Source organism: ANME-2 cluster archaeon, assembly GCA_019429385.1.
Taxonomy (GTDB): domain Archaea; phylum Halobacteriota; class Methanosarcinia; order Methanosarcinales; family Methanocomedenaceae; genus Methanocomedens_B.
Genome location: JAHYIS010000005.1, coordinates 90,934 through 107,191, shown reverse-complemented (window position 1 = coordinate 107,191; position 16,258 = coordinate 90,934). Strand labels below are relative to the sequence as shown.

Sequence of the window (16,258 nt, the reverse complement as noted above, 5' to 3'; positions counted from 1 at the left end):
GATAGCACAGGTGCGCAAATGGTATGTGGACCGGGTGCTGTATGAGGTGAATGAGAACTATATGGATGCTGCTGAGAAGATCGATGACCAGATCGACACTGATTTTTCCGAGTCTGCTGATGATGTGAGGGCTGCTAATAACAAGGGGGCTCAGCTGCTGAAGGATGCAATGAGTTTTCCTATCGGGTTGACGATGAGGGCTGAGCATGTGCGGGAGGATGGTTCTCGGTATGGGGTGGATGATATTGCTTATTGGGATGAGGAGGTGACGCTGGGGGTGGATATGGAGCCGGATTATCTGTTCGAGGATTCTCATGGCGGCAAGAGGCTGATCAATCTGGGGGTGCAGAATGTGTGTATCTTCGGGCTTACGGGAATACCTGTGCTGCCTCCGCCGAATTATGTGGTGCAGTTCAATAGCTGGATGATAAATGTGGAGGGGCGGATTGATGGGTTTACGCTGGTGGATGCTGATAATGAGGTGCATCCTAATCCGATGTTCGGGCATGAGGCGCAGGTGTATAAAAGGGATGATTCAAGAATTTACGATCCGACAGACGGTAATATAATTGGTGGAAATTTACCTATTGAGTTCAGTTTTTCGACTGGGACATTTATTGCTGTCCCTCCTACTGGAAAACCAATAGGTGATAGATTAGGTGGATATACAGAAACATCATCTGAATATGGCAATATTTTAAGGAAGTGATATTTTGAAATGGATTTTATTGATATTAGTGATTCTTATTGTAAGTTTGAATCAAACTGCATTTGCAGAGCCAATTGAAAAGAATTATGGAATTGTTAATGCTTGGTTTAATGGAGAAGAAGCTACTGTTGAAAACATTCAACTTAAAATTGGGGAACCTGCAGAGATCAAGGTTGAAATTACATCCAAAACTGATGAAAGTATCAACATAAAATTAATAAATCCCTTGAAGACCGAATCTTATGAAGTTATATCAGGCCCAAGCAAATTCGATGAATGGATTGATGTGATGAATGTTGAATCTGGTTGGAAGAAGACTTATATTTGGTCAATAATCCCTACAGGTGAATGGACTAACGGAAATGCTCCAATCAATATTTTTGTTCAATTCCATAAGGATATAAATGATGATGAAACTGTAAAATTCACCATAGCCAACCCCTACATCCTCGATGAACAATACTCCGGCCCCACCCCAACACACACCCCCACCGACCCCCCATCCACTGACCAGCCGCCGGGTGCGAATGGCTTGCCGGGGTTCGGGGTGGTGGGTATGATGATTGCATTAACTTTGGTGTTATGCTCAAAAAGGTGGCTGTTTTAACTACTTAGTAAAATCTACATGAAAGGCAATAGAAATCTTAGATATACGAGGAGTTCCCTCAATTTGCTTATCAATCGCCTATTTCATCAACGTGCCCGTTAATGATGGTGTCAAGGTTTTTGAATATTTCTTTTTGTTCAATGTTTTTTACCTTGACCTTTGCCCCCCTCCTGAGATTCTTCATTTTCTTTGAGGTATCCTCGGTAAGTCTGCAGATGGTTTTCGGGGTGATCTCATCAGGATCATCGTGTGATGAATAGGCTCCTCCATTGACGAGATTTATCATTTTGGATTTGAATAACGTGGGAATGGTAAGAGGCATGAACATTCTTTCAAAATTGGATGGGGTAAATTTCGTCATGCCGATAGTCCTTGAAATTTCATACGTATGGATCTTAAGGTCATGCAAGCTTAAAACTGGCTTATCATCAAGTGCTATCACCGCTGAAGCGATGATGACATTTTCATCATCTATCTTTGACATATATAGCCCCCTTTGCGTTAAGTTACTTTTATAGTAATTTCCTATATCATATAACTATATCGATTGACCATTATATCCAAGTTCTTTTTTAAGTCAGTATTATTATGAGTAGTATATTTCAAAGAATCGGAAGATAATTCAACAATTTCACAATAACCATCTTCCAGTTCCTTGCGTTCATCGTAACCATTAAAGGTACATTACGCCTATTTAAAATCATGGACTATACTCAGGGAAAAATAGGCCGCGTTTTCGTTGCCCGTATCGACCATGAAGAAGATTTGCTGGCCGAACTGCAAGATCTGGCAGTAAATGAAAACATACAGTCTGCTTTTTTTTACTTACTCGGGGCAACCGGCGGTGCCAAAATGGTAACCGGCCCAAAACAGAAAAGTCTGCCTCCTGACGTAAACATCAGGCAGTTCGATGACGCAAAGGAAGTACTTGGCCTGGGTAATATTTTCTGGGAGGATGGTAAACCAAAGATACATCTCCATGCTTCCGTGTCAGGTAGCAATGGGAGTCTCACGGGATGTTTCCGGGAATTCACAGAAGTGTTCATGGTAGTAGAAGTTGTGATATTTGAAATACAAGGTATCACGGCCGAAAGGATTCGCGACCATGATATTGGATTTTCACCCGTGAGGTTTTTCCGGTAATAAAGCCCATGTCTGTTTGCGATATATTTTTATTGTATCAGGGAATGTAGGTATACCTTCATGCCCAGGTGGCCTAGTCGGTTAGGGCGCCAGACTCATAGGGAATTGCAGAAGAGCGTCTTATGGTCTCCTGAGAAATCTGGAGGTCACGGGTTCGGATCCCGTCCTGGGCATTTATTTTTATAAGAGATTTCCCTGAAAGGTGAATCGATTGCTTTATCCCTCATATTGTTACCATTATCTGTTTTGTTCAGGGGATTTTCTTGAATATTCATTGAAATAGAACACGAATAATATTGATTTGATGGTTCGTTACAGATATTCTATTACCTACGACGTTACATTTTATCCGTAGAATTTGTGTTTTATCCCTTTTTTCCCTTAACCGATGACATTTTTATGGTATGGAACTGTGGAGGTAAACAGCACAATTATAACCAAGGGTTATATTTAGCAGCCGATAATATTATATATTCGCAATAACATTAGTACATCCAAGGTGAAAATCATATGTCTCATGTAATTGGCTTAAAATGCAGGGAATGCGGTGCAGAGTACCCTGCTAATATTCAAAACACATGCTACGAGTGCTTCGGCCCCCTGGAGGTCAACTACGACTGGGAATACATCAAGGAGCATATCAGCAAAGAAAAGATCGAAAGAGGTCCCAGCTCCATCTGGAGATATGCCGACCTTTTGCCCGTAGAAGGCACAGACTACGTTGACCTGGGTGCAGGTTTCAACAAGCTCCACCATGCTAAGAACCTCGGCAGGGAACTGGGACTGAAAGAACTCTACATCCTGGACGAGTCAGTGAACCCCACCAACAGTTTCAAGGACCGCGTCACCTCAGTGGCGGTCACCAAAGCAAGAGAGTTCGGTGCCACCGCCATCGGATGCGCTTCCACCGGCAACCTGGCATCAGCAGTGGCAGCCCACGGTGCCAAGGCAGGACTTCCGGCATACATATTCATACCTTCCAGTATCGAACTGGGTAAGATCACCCAGATGAGCGCATACGCTCCCAATATTATCGCAGTTGAAGGCACTTATGACGATGCCAACCGCCTGGCCAGCGAGGTTGCAGACATGCACCCTGACTGGGCCTTTGTCAATATTACGGTGCGCCCCTACTACACCGAAGGGTCAAAGACCCTGGCCTTCGAGACCGCAGAACAATTGGGCTGGCAGGCCCCTGACCATTTCGTGGCTCCCCTGGCAAGCGGCGCCCTGTTGTGCGCGATAAAACGCGGCTACGATGAACTGGCAAAACTTGACTTTATCGACAGCAGTGACAATATCAAGGTATCAGGAGCACAACCTCTCGGATGCTCGCCAATCTCATGCGCAGTGCGGGAAAACAAAGAGGTCATACCCATCCGTGAACTGAATACCATTGCCCACAGTCTTGCCATCGGCAACCCGGCTGACGGGTACTATGCCAAGAACGTCATACTGGACAGCGGCGGATATGCCGCGTCACCCACAGACGATGAGATCATCGATGCCATCTTCCTGCTGGCCCGTACAGAGGGCATATTCACCGAACCTGCCGGAGGCACAACAATTGCAGGTCTCAGGAAACTGGTCGAGGAAGGGCGTATCGACCCTGACGAGCGCACCGTGGTCTATGTGACAGGGAACGGTCTCAAGGCCCAGGATACCCTGATAAAACACATCAAGGTGCCACAGGCTATCAAGCCCACATTCAGCGAGTTCGAAAAACAGTATAAACAACTGGTAGTGGCCCAATGATCAATAGGGTCAGGATGTATCGAATACAATAATCTGTAACAATAGAGGTGAAAAGAACAATGGTAAAAGTACGATTCTCATCAGCACTGAACAGTGTCACAGGCACCCGGGAAACCACAGTAGAACTGGGTGATACGACCATTAAAGCCGTGTTTGACGAACTGGTAAAGAAGTTTGGCGCTGATTTCGAGAAAAGGATATTTGAGAACGGTGAAGTACGCAGGTTCGTGAACGTCTACGTAAACGGCGATGATATCAGGCACCTGTCCGGGCTGGACACTCCAGCCACTGATAGTGACGAAGTATCAATACTGCCTGCAGTAAGTGGCGGGTAAAGGAAATCATGATAAAGATATCAGAGAACGTGGAACAGTGGGAATGCGACTACAAAGACTGCCGGGCTACATGCTGCAGGCGAAGCAATCCATTGACCATCTTTGACGTGAAGAAAATATCCCAGCGTCGGGGACTTGATTGGAGCGAATTCGCTGACTTTGATGAAGATAAGGTCAGGTTGTTCCTGAAAAAAGGCGACAACGGCTGCATCTTCCTGGATGATGACTGCAAGTGTTCCATATACGGATTCAAACCCCTGGTCTGCAGGCTGCTTCCGTTCGAGATATCCGGAGTAGTGCAGGCCGATGAACCGATACTGCATTTGAAACCCATAGACGAATGTCCTGGTTACGGTAATGGCCCAACACTGGATGATGATTTCATCTGGCAGGTGGAGCGGGATGCGACCCTGTACCTGCACGAGAACCAGAAGCTTTGCCGGAAATTCAGGGAAGAGGACAGGGATATTGACGCATTGCTGGGGTAATTATTGCCCTTTTAATGACACATATATCCAGACGGTGGATAATAGAAATACCATAAGGATTTCAAATGAAAATATTCCATGAGGTAAAAACATGACTAGATTGTTGCTTGTATTAACAAAGGACCCGTTTACCACCGAAACACCAGAACTGGTGGTAGATATAGCTAATGAGGCAAAGAACAAAGGCGCGGACGTCTCCCTCTACCTGATAGAGGATGGTGTCACCGCGGCCCGGGAACATGAATTCGGACAGCATATCGCTATCCTGCAGCAAAAAGGTGTCAGGGTGTTCGCTGACGACAAGAGCGTACTGTCCCGGGGCATCTATGACAAGCTTATTGATGGCGTTGAGATCAAGGAGATAGAGACACTACTGGATTTCATCGTTGATGACTATGACAGGACCGCATGGTTCTAAGGAGGTAAAAAAATGACACAGGGAAAACAACTCACCATCGTATCCGTACGCTGCCCTTACGGCGATGAGGCACCGTTCACGTTATTAAGGCTTGCCCATGCCGCTAAGGAAAAAGGCATCACCGTGAACTTCTTTAACTACCTGGATTCCACTCTTATCGGGAACAGGGAACAGGTACCAAAGGAATATCCGTCCGTGGAGAAGATATTTGCAGACGTGCTCAAGAAAGGACTGAAAAATCCCAAGACCGATGCCATTGCCTGCATTAAATGCACGGACAGCCGTGGAGTGACCAAAACCCAGACCGAAGGCGTGGTCATTGGCGGGCTCTATGACCTGGCAGAGTGGATCGCCGAATCAGATAAAACCATATTACTGGGGTGAAAGAGATGAGCAAGAAAGTGAATATAATCGTAACCCAGCCGCCATATGGCAAAGAGGAAGTGTTCGGTGCCATACCCCTGGCAGCCACACAGGCTGCAGCCGATAACGAGGCCAGCATTACCTTCGTGAGCGGTGCAGTGCATGCAGTGGTCACAGGCCAGCAGACCGGATACGGTGACGTGGCACGGTGGGGAAAGAACATCCCCCCTCTTGAGAATGAGATCAAGAACAACCTTGAACTATTTGATTTCTTTGTACTGGAACAGGACCTTGCAAGGCGAGGTATCAAAGATAGCGAGATAATTGCAGGTATCAAGAAAACAAGTATCAGTGAACTGACTGACAGGATACTGGAAAGTGATGTTACGCTGGTATTATAGTATCAAGTATCTACAGGCGAACAGGTGAAAGCAGTGACAGATATTGCAGCCGATTATGAACTGGATGTCAGGGGCGAATGCTGCCCCTACCCCCTGGTCCGCACCAAGAAACAGGTTGATGCGCTCGAGCCGGGTGAGATACTCAAGGTAATAGCCGATGACCCCGTAGCCCCGCAGAACATTGACCAGTGGTCCCGGAAGAGCGGCAACAAACTCCTTGCAGTTGAGCAGAAGGACGGGGAATACCTGATATTCGTGGAAAAGGCATAACTCTTTTAGGCATATCTGGCAGTATGATGACTATGAAACTGGGAATACTGCTAACAACGCCCCCGTCCCACCAGAATACCCGCAGTGTCATCCAGCTCAGCAGGGCCGCCCGGGAACACGGACATGACGTGGGCATCTTCATGATGGCGGATGGCGTGTATAATATATTATACCAGCCATTGCTGGACCTTGTGAATAATGGCGTGGAATTGTCTTTGTGTGCCCACAATGCCACCCAGCGCGGACTTGAGAGGGTGGAAGGTGTGCTGTGGGGCAGCCAGTATGACCTTGCAGTACTTACCGATGATAGTGACCGGTTCCTTACTTTTTAGGTGGTTGAGATGAAAAAGAATATTGCAGTGGTCATCAGGCAAACCCCCTTTAATACGGTTCGGAACAAGGAAGGGCTCAGGATGTGCGTGGGTGCTACCCTGAAGGATAATACTGTTACGGTACTATTCCTTGGGCCGGGTGTGCTCAGTGCAGGCATGACAAGTCCTGGATTGATAGGTGCCCTTGATGTTGAAAAGGAATTTGAGGCCTTCAATATCATGAAAATGAGACTGGTGGCCCAAAGTGACGCTGTTGCGCATTACAGGGTGCAACTCAGGGACGGCATCCTTTCGGCACAGATGGATGAGATTGCCGGGATACTTGCTGATTGTGATGTGGTGATACCTTGGTAAGGATCTTACACGTGATAAAAGAGCATGGCGATAACATTGCTTTTGATATCATACGGGAGCAGGGCAAAAGCCGGGACGTTGCTGTGCTATTGATACATGACGGAGTACTTGACCATAACCTGGTGGACCCAGGTATAACGACATATGCGGCCAGGGCAGATATTGAGGCGAGGGGAATGAGGACTGATATCGTTCTGCTGGATTATATTGAAATTGTGGATTTGATATTTGATTCAGACAGGGTAGTTTGCTGGTAGGAATTATATTTTGGATTGGTCATATCATACACTGAACCTCAAAATGAAATGTTATGCTTCAAACCTTAAATCTAAATTCATTTAATTTTTCAAATCTATTTTGTAATTATACAGAATATTCACATTTTATACAAATTTAAATGCAATTACATATCTGAATTTTAATTAAATACAATATTGGACTATTAAAACTGATATAAAACCGTCTTAAACTGTAAAAACTCAAACAAACCGGGTTAAACGCACGGCATGTATATATTTATCCATGACATGTAAAATATCGGGTGAATATGAAATGAAATACATGTCATTTATTAGTCTAATGATATTTACAGCAATGGTAGTATTACCAGCCAGTGCTGCAAGTCCTGAAATAACTTCGTGGTACAATGATAAGACGGGCAATGAAGATCTGAACATAACAATCAATACCAGTGAAATTATCTCTTTTAATGTTACAGTCAACCAGAGTATAGATATCTGGAACTGGTCCATTGATGATGTTGAAGTTTTAAATAATAACTATGACAACTTTAGCAAATCCTGGGTAAATCCTGGGACAGTTAATGTAAGTGTAAATGCTACAAATAATACAAATGGTACGAGTAGTACGATTACCTGGAAGGTTACCGTCGAGGAACCGGTAATCATCTATAGTCCCGGGATATCTTCATGGTTTAATAATAAGACCAATGATGCTGACCTCGATATCGAGATTAATACAAGTGAGACCATCAAATTCAGTGTTACTGCTAACCAGAGCATCGATACCTGGAACTGGTCCATCGACGGTAGTGTACTGAATAACAACAATTACAATTATTCCACTTCGTGGAGCAATCCCGGAGTACGAAATGTGAGTGTCAAAGCCACTAATTCCAACGGTACCAGTAATACCATTACATGGAAAGTTACCGTGAAGGAACCGGTAATAATTTCAGCTCCTGAGATCACTTCTTGGTATAACAATAAGACCGGTGATGCTGACCTGGACATAAAGATAAATGTAAATGAAACTGTCAAGTTCACAGTCACTGCAAACCAGAGCATCGATACCTGGAACTGGTCGGTGGATGGTGTTGACAAGAATAATAATCACAATTACTTCCAGATATCATGGATTACTCCGGGGACAAGAATTGTGAGTGTCAAAGCCGTCAATTCCAATGGCAGTGATATCATTTCATGGAAGGTCACGGTTAAAACAGTGGCCGAAAACGGTATTATCCTCTATTGGGAACCAGAGCAGATCGTTGACTATATTTTTGTTAATGACACCATTACCGAGACAATTAGATATTCGATAACCACTTCCGTGCCAATTATCGATCCTAAGTGGACCGTAGATGGAATACCTGTAACGGGAACCGTAAGTGGCACTACATACTCATATACCCATACGTGGGACAATGAGAGCTTCTGGTCATCACATAAGATAATCGTTACGGGAAGTTATGATGATTCCCAGGTCATTTTCAAATGGTATGTAAATGTCTATGAGATCGGGGAATATAGTGGTGGTCCCAACATTTTTGATATCATCGATGATGCTCTCAGGAATCATGCTACTGATGTCAAGATACGGATGGAAAAGCGAAAAATGCACGATATGGGTGACAAAGGTAATGAGTATCTTGCCCAAAAAGTGAATCTCCTGCATGATGAGATTGACAAACGTCAGAGCATTCGTGCAGCTCTTCGTGATGATTATAAATCCGGGATACTATCCAAAGAAGAATATGTTGCCGGGTTGCAGCAGGCTCAGGTAGATGCAAAATATAACAAGAAAATCGTGCAGGAATTGGAGAAAGACCTTGCCAGGAATGCAAAATCTAAATCTCAATATAATAATGGAAAAAATAACCCTGAAGGTATTAATCCTTTTGAGATAGAGACGAACATGACCATTAGTAAAAACAATAATGGAAGAGGCAATGATAAGGGTAACGGCAAGGCTAAGAACAACGACTGAACAAATATCACGATAAAGTACGAAATCTGAGGGGAATTCGAGACTAAGGACCACTTGATAGGCAAGTAGCAAGTGTTAAATCTATTGCAGTTTAGAAGTGAATAGATGAAACAAGTGGTCCTTTTACTGTTTTTATTATTCGTATTGATACAGACAGCTACAGCCCAATCAGTTATTACCATAGACATTCTTGAAAATGGGAATGCTGTATGGACCATGGAGGAATATCTGCCTCTTGCCAACCAGAATGAAATAGATGAATGGAAAGGGTTCATTCAAAGCAGGGAAATTACAGAACAATACCAGTTTGATATTGGAGAGTTCAGTAAAAGGATAGAGGGTTTTATCTATCTGGCAGAAGTATCGTCTGACCGCTCAATGAATGCTGAAAATTATAATGTTTCATACGGCACGGTAAATACTATTTCAGGTGCTTTTGGCATTATCCGTTTTAGTTTTGAGTGGACGAATTTTTCAATTATGGATTCCAATAAAATTGTTATCGGGGATGTTTTTTCAGAAGGGATGATATTATCAACCGACAATGTTCTGACCATTAAGGTCCCGGATGGGTATAAGGTCGCAAGCGTGTCCCCGGATTATGATAGACGTGACGGGAACGGATTGATATGGGACGGTACAATATCACGCAGCTTTAAAGCAGGAGAGCCTGCTCTGATACTCGAACGGAAAAGTGCGGGTCTTGAAATTATATCAGTGTTACTGGTTGCTTTGATTGTTGGTTCTTTTGTGGTATTATGGAACCGGAGAGATACACTGGTTTTTGACATTAAAAGGTACATGATTTCACAATTCAATTCTCCTCAACCAGAAATTTTAGCTGATGAGGAAATGATTGAAAATATCCTGGTAAAGGCTGGTGGACAGGAATATCAGTCAGAAATTGTGAGTAAAAGCGGCCTTTCTAAATCCACTATAAGCATTTTGATCAAGAAGATGAATGAGGAAGGAAAGGTCATCAAAATAAAGAAGGGCAAAGGTAATATCATACGGTTGGTCAAAGAATGACCGGGATTGACATTCACCTTTCCTGTAAATAAGCGACGAGAGGGGGATTCGAACCCCCGAGGTCGGAACGACCACAGGATTAGCAATCCTGCGCCATACCAAGCTTGGCTATCTCGTCAATAATTCCTGGCGGCATCTACATGGTACCATCAATATTTAAAACTTCTCACTCAATATTCAAGTGACAGGCACGCCTTTGGTCGATGCACCGCCCATCCTCCAATGATCGCAAACAATCCTCCACCCCGCGACCCCATGAGCGATGATTGTTTAAGATAAGCCTGCTCCCTTCCGGGCCTGGGCCGGTACTCTCAATTAAGACGAGGAAACATGCCTTCAGGAAAGCCTCCATGTCAACGTCATCCCCACAAGACGGAGCTTCTCAGTCATATCTGCGGGTTGAAGAGATAATTGGTAACATCTTCCATTGGCTTCGCCCCCCGCATATCGGCGGTTTCGGGTTACAGGTAACGCCTAACTACCCGGGCTAGCCTGCCAGCTTTCCTTATAGCATCTGTATACAATAAACTTATCCATAGTGCAGACAAATATCATCTGGTGATAGTATGGAAGAATTAATCGGTTTTATTTCAGGCAATGATAAACGCGGGACGATACTGGGTATATTGGGGCATCATGGTGCTCTGGACAAACAATTGATCGCAAAACGTGCTCGTATGGTGCCACAGTCTGCCAGCAAAATACTTAATGAACTTCTGGATAAAGGATTGGTGGCAGAAAACAATGATACGTTCTCTCTTACAGAGTTGGGAACAGAAGTAGAGAATACCATGAAGGGATTATAGTGGACGATTAACATGAGTATTGATTAAATGTTATTGGAATGACTAAAAATATATTTGCATCATAATAAACTTTTTATAATTATAAAAGTATTATTTATATAATCAATCGTATGAGGGTACATCCTGAGAAAAATTCTTTGGTATCTGATAGCGGGTACACGGGGGGGCAATAGCAGAGCTAAGATACTGGATGCACTCATTGAAAGACCGTATAATGCAAATAAGTTATCAGAAATTTTAGGTCTGGATTATAAGACTGTTAAGCATCACCTTGAAGTGCTGAAAAAAAATAGTCTCATCGTTGCTGAGGGGGATAAATATGGAGTGGTCTATTTTCCATCAACAAAGCTTGAAGAGAACCAGGATGAATTTAGAAAAATATTAGCAATAATAAATAAGGATGCTAACGAATAAGGAAGAGATAAAATGGTATCAGTAAATATTGTTTATGCAGTAGCGGTCTGCAATATTATTATCCTTCTGTTCTTAATGGAAAATTTTTATCATATTTATAAGAACATCAGGTCTGATTTTACCCTTGGTCTCTTATTGTTCACCGTATTGTTGTTCTTTAAGAATGTTGTACATGCCTGGCTTGTATTGCCATTCATTGTGGTAGGGAGTCTTCATTCCGGTTCCATAGCAGGATTCAGGATCGTGAATATATCTCTTATCCCTGATATTCTGGAACTGATAGCACTGAGTATATTTTTATATTTGTCGCGCAAATATTAATCGGGAATGATTGACAATTTGGGTGTAATTTTGTACAGAATTTGGCAAACGGATTTAAAGACACAATGCCAAAATCCAGTTATTCAAACGAATACGTCAAATACAGATACAACTACACATCAGTGAAATCAGTCTCTATTTATTTTTCAGACACCGATTACACAGATTTTACCTAAAGTCGATATCTAAAAATAACTGGAAAATGGGACAGTGTCGGATTTAAATATTGTAATATATAAATAATAATATACTTATGGGATAGAAAACGGTATGTAGTAAATCTAAGGAGAGATAAACTATAGCACAGATCGATTTACTGTATTTTGTTGAAATATGTAATATCATCATCCTTATACTTTTAATTGAAACATTTTATGGAATTTATAAGGAAGTTAAATCCGAGTTTGTGTTAGGGTTGTTGTTGTTCTCTTTATTGCTATTGCTGGAAAATATTGTACATGCATGGCTGGTACTGCCATTTCTGTCATTAGGGGATGTTCACGCAAGTCCTATAATCGGGCATAAGATCATCAATATTTCCCTTATCCCTGATTTTCTTGAATTGATAGCGTTGAGCATATTTTTATATTTAGCCCGTAAATAAATATTTGGGCAATATTTGGGTATGAATTTGGGTAAAAAATGGTGTAACTTTGGAAAAATGCTTTATTAACTCAAGACATAGTAATGGTTGTAGAGGAATGTAATCCAATCCAATCCAATCCAATCTTATGATGAATAAAAATCATATCTTTTTTATTCCTCTACAATTCTCCTTATTTTTTTGTGCAGGTGTTTTATAAGTGCGTAAAACTTTCAAAACATTTTAAACACAGACACGTCAAATATTGTAACCTGAAGGAAAGAAGAATGTTTCAGCTTGACTTCTACCCTATCCAAACAGTATGCAAATGCAATTATTGGAATTCATGGGGCCGCGGAGATTTGAACTCCGGTCGCAAGACCCCCAGCCTTGCAGGATGGTCCAGGCTACCCTACGGCCCCAAAAAAGGGTTCTGGTGCTCTTACTACTCGCTTTCACTATTTTACCTTTTCTGAAGGAACCCTGTTTTAAGATAACTGTGCTAAAACATTAATAAGGGATCAAGTGTTACGGGAACTTATGGAGAGGATAGGATTGGGAAGCCGTAAATTCTATATCGTGGATGTATTCGCCGAGAGGAAATATGCAGGGAACCAGCTGGCTGTTGTCACAGATGCAAGAGATATTACCGGACGTGAGATGCAGCTTATTGCTAGAGAAATGAACTATTCCGAGACCGCATTTATTCTGTCTGGAAATCCCGGAAATGGCGGGTATGATGTACGCATATTCACTCCGGCAGAAGAGGTGCCTTTTGCGGGTCATCCCACCCTGGGCACGGCATATGTTATTCAGCAGGAGATCATCAAAGACCCTATCGAAATACTGTACCTGAACCTGGAGGTTGGCAAGATCCCGGTCAGGTTCAATTATAAGGACCGTGAGCCAGGGATTATGTGGATGAACCAGAACCAGCCTGAATTCGGCCATATGTTCGATCCAGTTCTCATATCCGAATCGTTGAACCTGGGTCCACGTGATATTGATGAGAGGTATTCTATCCAGGAAGTATCCACCGGACTGCCTTTCATCATAGTACCGTTAAAGAAACTTGAAGCCCTGAAGAACAGCAAGGTAAAACTTGACATCTTCTTCCAGGTGATAAGGGATACCAGGGCAAAGGCCGTACTTCTCTTTTGTCCTGAAACATATTCCCTGGAAAATGACCTGAATGTCAGGGTTTATGTTGACTATTATGGCATTCCTGAAGACCCGGCTACCGGCAGTGGTAACGGGTGCCTGGCCGCATATCTGGAGAAATACCGATATTTCGGTGACGACCATGTAGATATCCGTGTAGAACAGGGATGTGAAATAGGACGCCCATCGTTACTCTATTTGCGGGCGATCAGTAATGGCACAACAATAGATGTGGATGTTGGCGGAAAAGTTATCATGGTGGCAAAAGGAGAATTATGTTAGGCGTATTACTTTCACCCCGCTAGGCTGAAGATTATATCGGGTTAATACATATTGGAACTATCGACCAATAATACTTATCAGCGTCATGATAAGCAATGCATGGTATCAATATGCACCAGACACTTCAGAAATACTTTGGCTATACAGGATTTCGCCCCCTTCAGGAGGACATTATCAGGGATGTCCTTGAGAATAAAGACACATTTGTATTGATGCCTACGGGGGGCGGAAAATCGCTCTGTTTCCAGCTTCCTGCCCTCCTCATGGAAGGGTTGACCGTGGTAATTTCACCGCTCATTTCACTGATGAAGGACCAGGTAGATAGTCTGAGGTCAAATGGCATAGCTGCAGCATATCTCAACAGCACTCAATCCCCTCAGGAGGTATCAGAGGTCACATCTGCTATCCTCATTAACCAGATAAAAATACTGTATGTGGCACCAGAGCGGCTTTTGATGTCACATACACTTGGATTATTGAAACAGGTGAAGGTCAGCCTGTTCGCTGTTGATGAGGCTCATTGTATTTCGGAATGGGGGCATGATTTCAGACCTGAATATCGCAGGATCAGGACATTAAGGTCACGATTCCCGGATGTTCCAATAATCGCACTGACAGCAACTGCAACAACAAAAGTACAGGAAGATATCACAACGCAACTGAACATGGATGGATTCAATACCTATGTGGCCGGTTTTGATCGGCCGAACCTGTTCTACCAGGTATGGCCCAAAAAAGATACCTATGCTCAATTACTCGGATTCCTGAAAAAGCACAGGGGCAATTCCGGTATTATCTACTGCCAGAGCCGTAATAGTGTGGATACACTGACAGCAAAGCTTCAGCGGAGCGGTTTTCGGGCCCTGCCGTACCATGCAGGTTTGTCCGATATCCAGCGGTCCAAAAACCAGGAATGTTTCATAAAAGATGATACTGATATCATTGTTGCAACCATCGCTTTTGGTATGGGTATTGACAAACCCAACGTGCGCTTTGTTATACATCATGACCTGCCAAAGAACCTTGAAGGTTACTACCAGGAAACCGGGCGGGGCGGCCGGGATGGTCTGGAGTGTGACTGCATCCTGTTCTTCAGTCATGGGGACCGGTATAAGATAGAATATTTCATCAACAAGAAAACGAGCAAGAAAGAACAGGATACTGCAATGGCACAGCTCAGGGCCATGACCAGTTACTGTGAGAGCAATACCTGTCGCAGGCAAATATTGCTCAGTTATTTTGGTGAGAAACCATCAGGGCGAAATTGCGGTAAATGCGATGTCTGTGTTTCACCCAGGGAAACCTTCGATGGTACCGTGACCGCACAAAGGTTACTGGCCTGTATAGATGAACTTGACCAGCGGTTCGGGATGAATCATGTGATCGATGTATTGATAGGCTCAAAGAATAAGAAAATTACTGCAAAACGCCACAACATGCTGAAAAGTCATGGAATGGGGGCTGAATATTCCAAACCACAATGGCAAGCCATTACAAGGGAACTGATTCAACTCGGGTTGTTATGCGTTGAAGGTGCAAAATATCCTGTACTCACCTTGAACCAAAACAGCAGGGGTGTACTTAATGGACAACGGGAAGTAACATTGGCGAAACCTGTAGAAGAGGTTGTAGTAATACAAACGCAGGAGAATGCGCCTATCGAAACAGGGCTTTTTAACAGGTTAAGGATGTTAAGAAAAACACTGGCCGACAGGAAAAACCTGCCACCATATATTATTTTTTCAGATTCCAGCCTGAAGGAGATGGCTTCAAAGGTACCCAGGACGCACCAGGAGTTTCTGGACATAACAGGTGTGGGCGAGAATAAATTGATTAAATACGGCGATGCATTCTTATCAGAGATCGCCGCCCACCTTCAGGAACATCCTGGACAAAGCAAGAGTCCATCCCGGGCCGGACAGGGTAGTTTATCTGCCACACACAAGGAAACTCTCGACCAATACCGAAAGGGTCTGACCTTACAACAGATTGCGAATGCCAGGAACCTTAGTGCCGGCACTATTATTGCCCATATAGAGAAACTCGTGCTCGCAGGTGAGATCGATTCCATAGACGAGTGGGTAGATGTACAAAAGCAGCAGGCAATCAAGCAGGCAATATCAGATGTCGGGCCCGAATACCTGTCTCCAATTAAGGAGAAACTGGGTGATGATTGCCTGTATAATGAGATAAAACTGGTAAGGGCCGCTGTAATGGCTGAAGTGGCATTTAGTCCTATGTAGTTTACTATAATTATG

Annotated in this window: 21 protein-coding genes, 3 tRNA genes and 1 other RNA gene; 21 read left to right on the top strand and 4 right to left on the bottom strand. The window is 43.4% G+C overall.

Features of this window, described 5'->3' with window-relative positions; translation table 11 throughout:
* Together K0A89_03475 and K0A89_03470 are read left to right on the top strand one after the other, a co-directional pair.
* Window positions 1-709 (top strand): hypothetical protein (locus K0A89_03475; GenBank protein ID MBW6517544.1); only part of this gene is annotated, 709 nt, incomplete at its 5' end.
* Between the two features lie 4 nt (window positions 710-713).
* The gene (locus K0A89_03470; GenBank protein ID MBW6517543.1) at window positions 714-1,316 is read left to right on the top strand and encodes a sarcinarray family MAST domain-containing protein; all 603 of its coding nucleotides are present in this window, start codon (window positions 714-716) and stop codon (window positions 1,314-1,316) included.
* Between the two features lie 70 nt (window positions 1,317-1,386).
* On the opposite strand, the gene K0A89_03465 is transcribed toward K0A89_03470, so the two are convergent.
* Window positions 1,387-1,800 (bottom strand): hypothetical protein, encoded by a 414-nt coding sequence (locus tag K0A89_03465; protein ID MBW6517542.1) that lies wholly within the window; start codon window positions 1,798-1,800, stop codon window positions 1,387-1,389.
* Between the two features lie 218 nt (window positions 1,801-2,018).
* On the opposite strand from K0A89_03465, the gene K0A89_03460 reads away from it, so the two are divergent.
* From K0A89_03460 to K0A89_03395, 14 genes are all read left to right on the top strand, one after another.
* Window positions 2,019-2,459 carry a DUF296 domain-containing protein gene (locus K0A89_03460; protein ID MBW6517541.1) on the top strand — a complete coding sequence of 147 codons (441 nt, stop codon included), beginning with the start codon at window positions 2,019-2,021 and terminating at the stop codon, window positions 2,457-2,459.
* Window positions 2,460-2,521: 62 nt separating this feature from the next.
* Window positions 2,522-2,632 (top strand) — tRNA-Met (locus tag K0A89_03455).
* 337 nt (window positions 2,633-2,969) lie between these two features.
* Window positions 2,970-4,214: a threonine synthase gene (gene thrC, locus K0A89_03450; protein MBW6517540.1), complete on the top strand. Its 1,245-nt coding sequence runs from the start codon at window positions 2,970-2,972 to the stop codon at window positions 4,212-4,214.
* A 59-nt stretch (window positions 4,215-4,273) separates the two neighbouring features.
* Window positions 4,274-4,549 carry a MoaD family protein gene (locus tag K0A89_03445; protein MBW6517539.1) on the top strand — a complete coding sequence of 92 codons (276 nt, stop codon included), beginning with the start codon at window positions 4,274-4,276 and terminating at the stop codon, window positions 4,547-4,549.
* Window positions 4,550-4,557: 8 nt separating this feature from the next.
* Window positions 4,558-5,037 (top strand): YkgJ family cysteine cluster protein, encoded by a 480-nt coding sequence (locus K0A89_03440; protein ID MBW6517538.1) that lies wholly within the window; start codon window positions 4,558-4,560, stop codon window positions 5,035-5,037.
* Window positions 5,038-5,128: 91 nt separating this feature from the next.
* Window positions 5,129-5,455: a DsrE family protein gene (locus tag K0A89_03435; GenBank protein ID MBW6517537.1), complete on the top strand. Its 327-nt coding sequence runs from the start codon at window positions 5,129-5,131 to the stop codon at window positions 5,453-5,455.
* 12 nt (window positions 5,456-5,467) lie between these two features.
* Complete coding sequence (locus tag K0A89_03430) at window positions 5,468-5,839, top strand: DsrE family protein (GenBank protein ID MBW6517536.1); 372 nt, start codon at window positions 5,468-5,470, stop codon at window positions 5,837-5,839.
* 5 nt (window positions 5,840-5,844) lie between these two features.
* Window positions 5,845-6,219 (top strand): DsrE family protein, encoded by a 375-nt coding sequence (locus tag K0A89_03425; protein ID MBW6517535.1) that lies wholly within the window; start codon window positions 5,845-5,847, stop codon window positions 6,217-6,219.
* 33 nt (window positions 6,220-6,252) lie between these two features.
* Window positions 6,253-6,489, top strand: coding sequence for a sulfurtransferase TusA family protein (locus K0A89_03420; protein MBW6517534.1), 237 nt, complete (start codon window positions 6,253-6,255; stop codon window positions 6,487-6,489).
* A 32-nt stretch (window positions 6,490-6,521) separates the two neighbouring features.
* A complete protein-coding gene (locus tag K0A89_03415; GenBank protein ID MBW6517533.1) occupies window positions 6,522-6,821 on the top strand; it encodes a DsrE family protein in 300 nt (99 codons plus the stop codon).
* A gap of 9 nt (window positions 6,822-6,830) precedes the next feature.
* A complete protein-coding gene (locus K0A89_03410) occupies window positions 6,831-7,175 on the top strand; it encodes a hypothetical protein (protein ID MBW6517532.1) in 345 nt (114 codons plus the stop codon).
* Window positions 7,169-7,432, top strand: a complete 264-nt coding sequence (locus K0A89_03405; protein ID MBW6517531.1) for a hypothetical protein — start codon at window positions 7,169-7,171, stop codon at window positions 7,430-7,432. The genes K0A89_03410 and K0A89_03405 overlap by 7 nt, the downstream gene beginning before the upstream one ends.
* A gap of 337 nt (window positions 7,433-7,769) precedes the next feature.
* Complete coding sequence (locus K0A89_03400; protein MBW6517530.1) at window positions 7,770-9,404, top strand: hypothetical protein; 1,635 nt, start codon at window positions 7,770-7,772, stop codon at window positions 9,402-9,404.
* A 105-nt stretch (window positions 9,405-9,509) separates the two neighbouring features.
* Window positions 9,510-10,433 (top strand): hypothetical protein, encoded by a 924-nt coding sequence (locus K0A89_03395; GenBank protein ID MBW6517529.1) that lies wholly within the window; start codon window positions 9,510-9,512, stop codon window positions 10,431-10,433.
* Window positions 10,434-10,466: 33 nt separating this feature from the next.
* Here the strand turns inward: K0A89_03395 and K0A89_03390 are convergent.
* Together K0A89_03390 and ffs are read right to left on the bottom strand one after the other, a co-directional pair.
* Window positions 10,467-10,551, bottom strand: a tRNA-Ser gene (locus K0A89_03390).
* Between the two features lie 64 nt (window positions 10,552-10,615).
* Window positions 10,616-10,931, bottom strand: an RNA gene (gene ffs, locus K0A89_03385) — signal recognition particle sRNA.
* A 68-nt stretch (window positions 10,932-10,999) separates the two neighbouring features.
* Here ffs and K0A89_03380 point away from each other — a divergent pair.
* The 3 genes from K0A89_03380 (at window position 11,000) to K0A89_03370 (ending at window position 11,974) form a co-directional block, all read left to right on the top strand.
* A complete protein-coding gene (locus K0A89_03380; GenBank protein ID MBW6517528.1) occupies window positions 11,000-11,239 on the top strand; it encodes a transcriptional regulator in 240 nt (79 codons plus the stop codon).
* 120 nt (window positions 11,240-11,359) lie between these two features.
* Window positions 11,360-11,653 (top strand): winged helix-turn-helix domain-containing protein, encoded by a 294-nt coding sequence (locus K0A89_03375; GenBank protein ID MBW6517527.1) that lies wholly within the window; start codon window positions 11,360-11,362, stop codon window positions 11,651-11,653.
* 12 nt (window positions 11,654-11,665) lie between these two features.
* Entirely contained in the window at window positions 11,666-11,974 is a 309-nt protein-coding gene (locus K0A89_03370; GenBank protein MBW6517526.1) for a hypothetical protein, read from the top strand.
* A gap of 930 nt (window positions 11,975-12,904) precedes the next feature.
* Here K0A89_03370 and K0A89_03365 read toward each other — a convergent pair.
* Window positions 12,905-12,979, bottom strand: a tRNA-Pro gene (locus tag K0A89_03365).
* A 103-nt stretch (window positions 12,980-13,082) separates the two neighbouring features.
* Between K0A89_03365 and K0A89_03360 the strand changes: the two genes are divergently transcribed.
* Both K0A89_03360 and recQ read left to right on the top strand, forming a co-directional pair.
* On the top strand, window positions 13,083-14,000 hold the full coding sequence (locus tag K0A89_03360; protein MBW6517525.1) for a PhzF family phenazine biosynthesis protein: 918 nt from the start codon (window positions 13,083-13,085) through the stop codon (window positions 13,998-14,000).
* A 110-nt stretch (window positions 14,001-14,110) separates the two neighbouring features.
* Window positions 14,111-16,243, top strand: coding sequence for a DNA helicase RecQ (gene recQ / locus K0A89_03355; GenBank protein ID MBW6517524.1), 2,133 nt, complete (start codon window positions 14,111-14,113; stop codon window positions 16,241-16,243).
* Window positions 16,244-16,258: the final 15 nt, after the last annotated feature.

Excerpts from the sequence above, each read along its gene's own strand:
- K0A89_03465 (MBW6517542.1), bottom strand. The coding sequence starts at position 1,800 with ATGTCAAAGATAGATGATGAAAATGTCATCATCGCTTCAGCGGTGATA.
- K0A89_03460 (MBW6517541.1), top strand. The coding sequence starts at position 2,019 with ATGGACTATACTCAGGGAAAAATAGGCCGCGTTTTCGTTGCCCGTATC.
- thrC (MBW6517540.1), top strand. The coding sequence starts at position 2,970 with ATGTCTCATGTAATTGGCTTAAAATGCAGGGAATGCGGTGCAGAGTAC.
- K0A89_03445 (MBW6517539.1), top strand. The coding sequence starts at position 4,274 with ATGGTAAAAGTACGATTCTCATCAGCACTGAACAGTGTCACAGGCACC.
- K0A89_03440 (MBW6517538.1), top strand. The coding sequence starts at position 4,558 with ATGATAAAGATATCAGAGAACGTGGAACAGTGGGAATGCGACTACAAA.
- K0A89_03435 (MBW6517537.1), top strand. The coding sequence starts at position 5,129 with ATGACTAGATTGTTGCTTGTATTAACAAAGGACCCGTTTACCACCGAA.
- K0A89_03430 (MBW6517536.1), top strand. The coding sequence starts at position 5,468 with ATGACACAGGGAAAACAACTCACCATCGTATCCGTACGCTGCCCTTAC.
- K0A89_03425 (MBW6517535.1), top strand. The coding sequence starts at position 5,845 with ATGAGCAAGAAAGTGAATATAATCGTAACCCAGCCGCCATATGGCAAA.
- K0A89_03415 (MBW6517533.1), top strand. The coding sequence starts at position 6,522 with ATGAAACTGGGAATACTGCTAACAACGCCCCCGTCCCACCAGAATACC.
- K0A89_03410 (MBW6517532.1), top strand. The coding sequence starts at position 6,831 with ATGAAAAAGAATATTGCAGTGGTCATCAGGCAAACCCCCTTTAATACG.
- K0A89_03400 (MBW6517530.1), top strand. The coding sequence starts at position 7,770 with ATGGTAGTATTACCAGCCAGTGCTGCAAGTCCTGAAATAACTTCGTGG.
- K0A89_03395 (MBW6517529.1), top strand. The coding sequence starts at position 9,510 with ATGAAACAAGTGGTCCTTTTACTGTTTTTATTATTCGTATTGATACAG.
- K0A89_03380 (MBW6517528.1), top strand. The coding sequence starts at position 11,000 with ATGGAAGAATTAATCGGTTTTATTTCAGGCAATGATAAACGCGGGACG.
- K0A89_03370 (MBW6517526.1), top strand. The coding sequence starts at position 11,666 with ATGGTATCAGTAAATATTGTTTATGCAGTAGCGGTCTGCAATATTATT.
- recQ (MBW6517524.1), top strand. The coding sequence starts at position 14,111 with ATGCACCAGACACTTCAGAAATACTTTGGCTATACAGGATTTCGCCCC.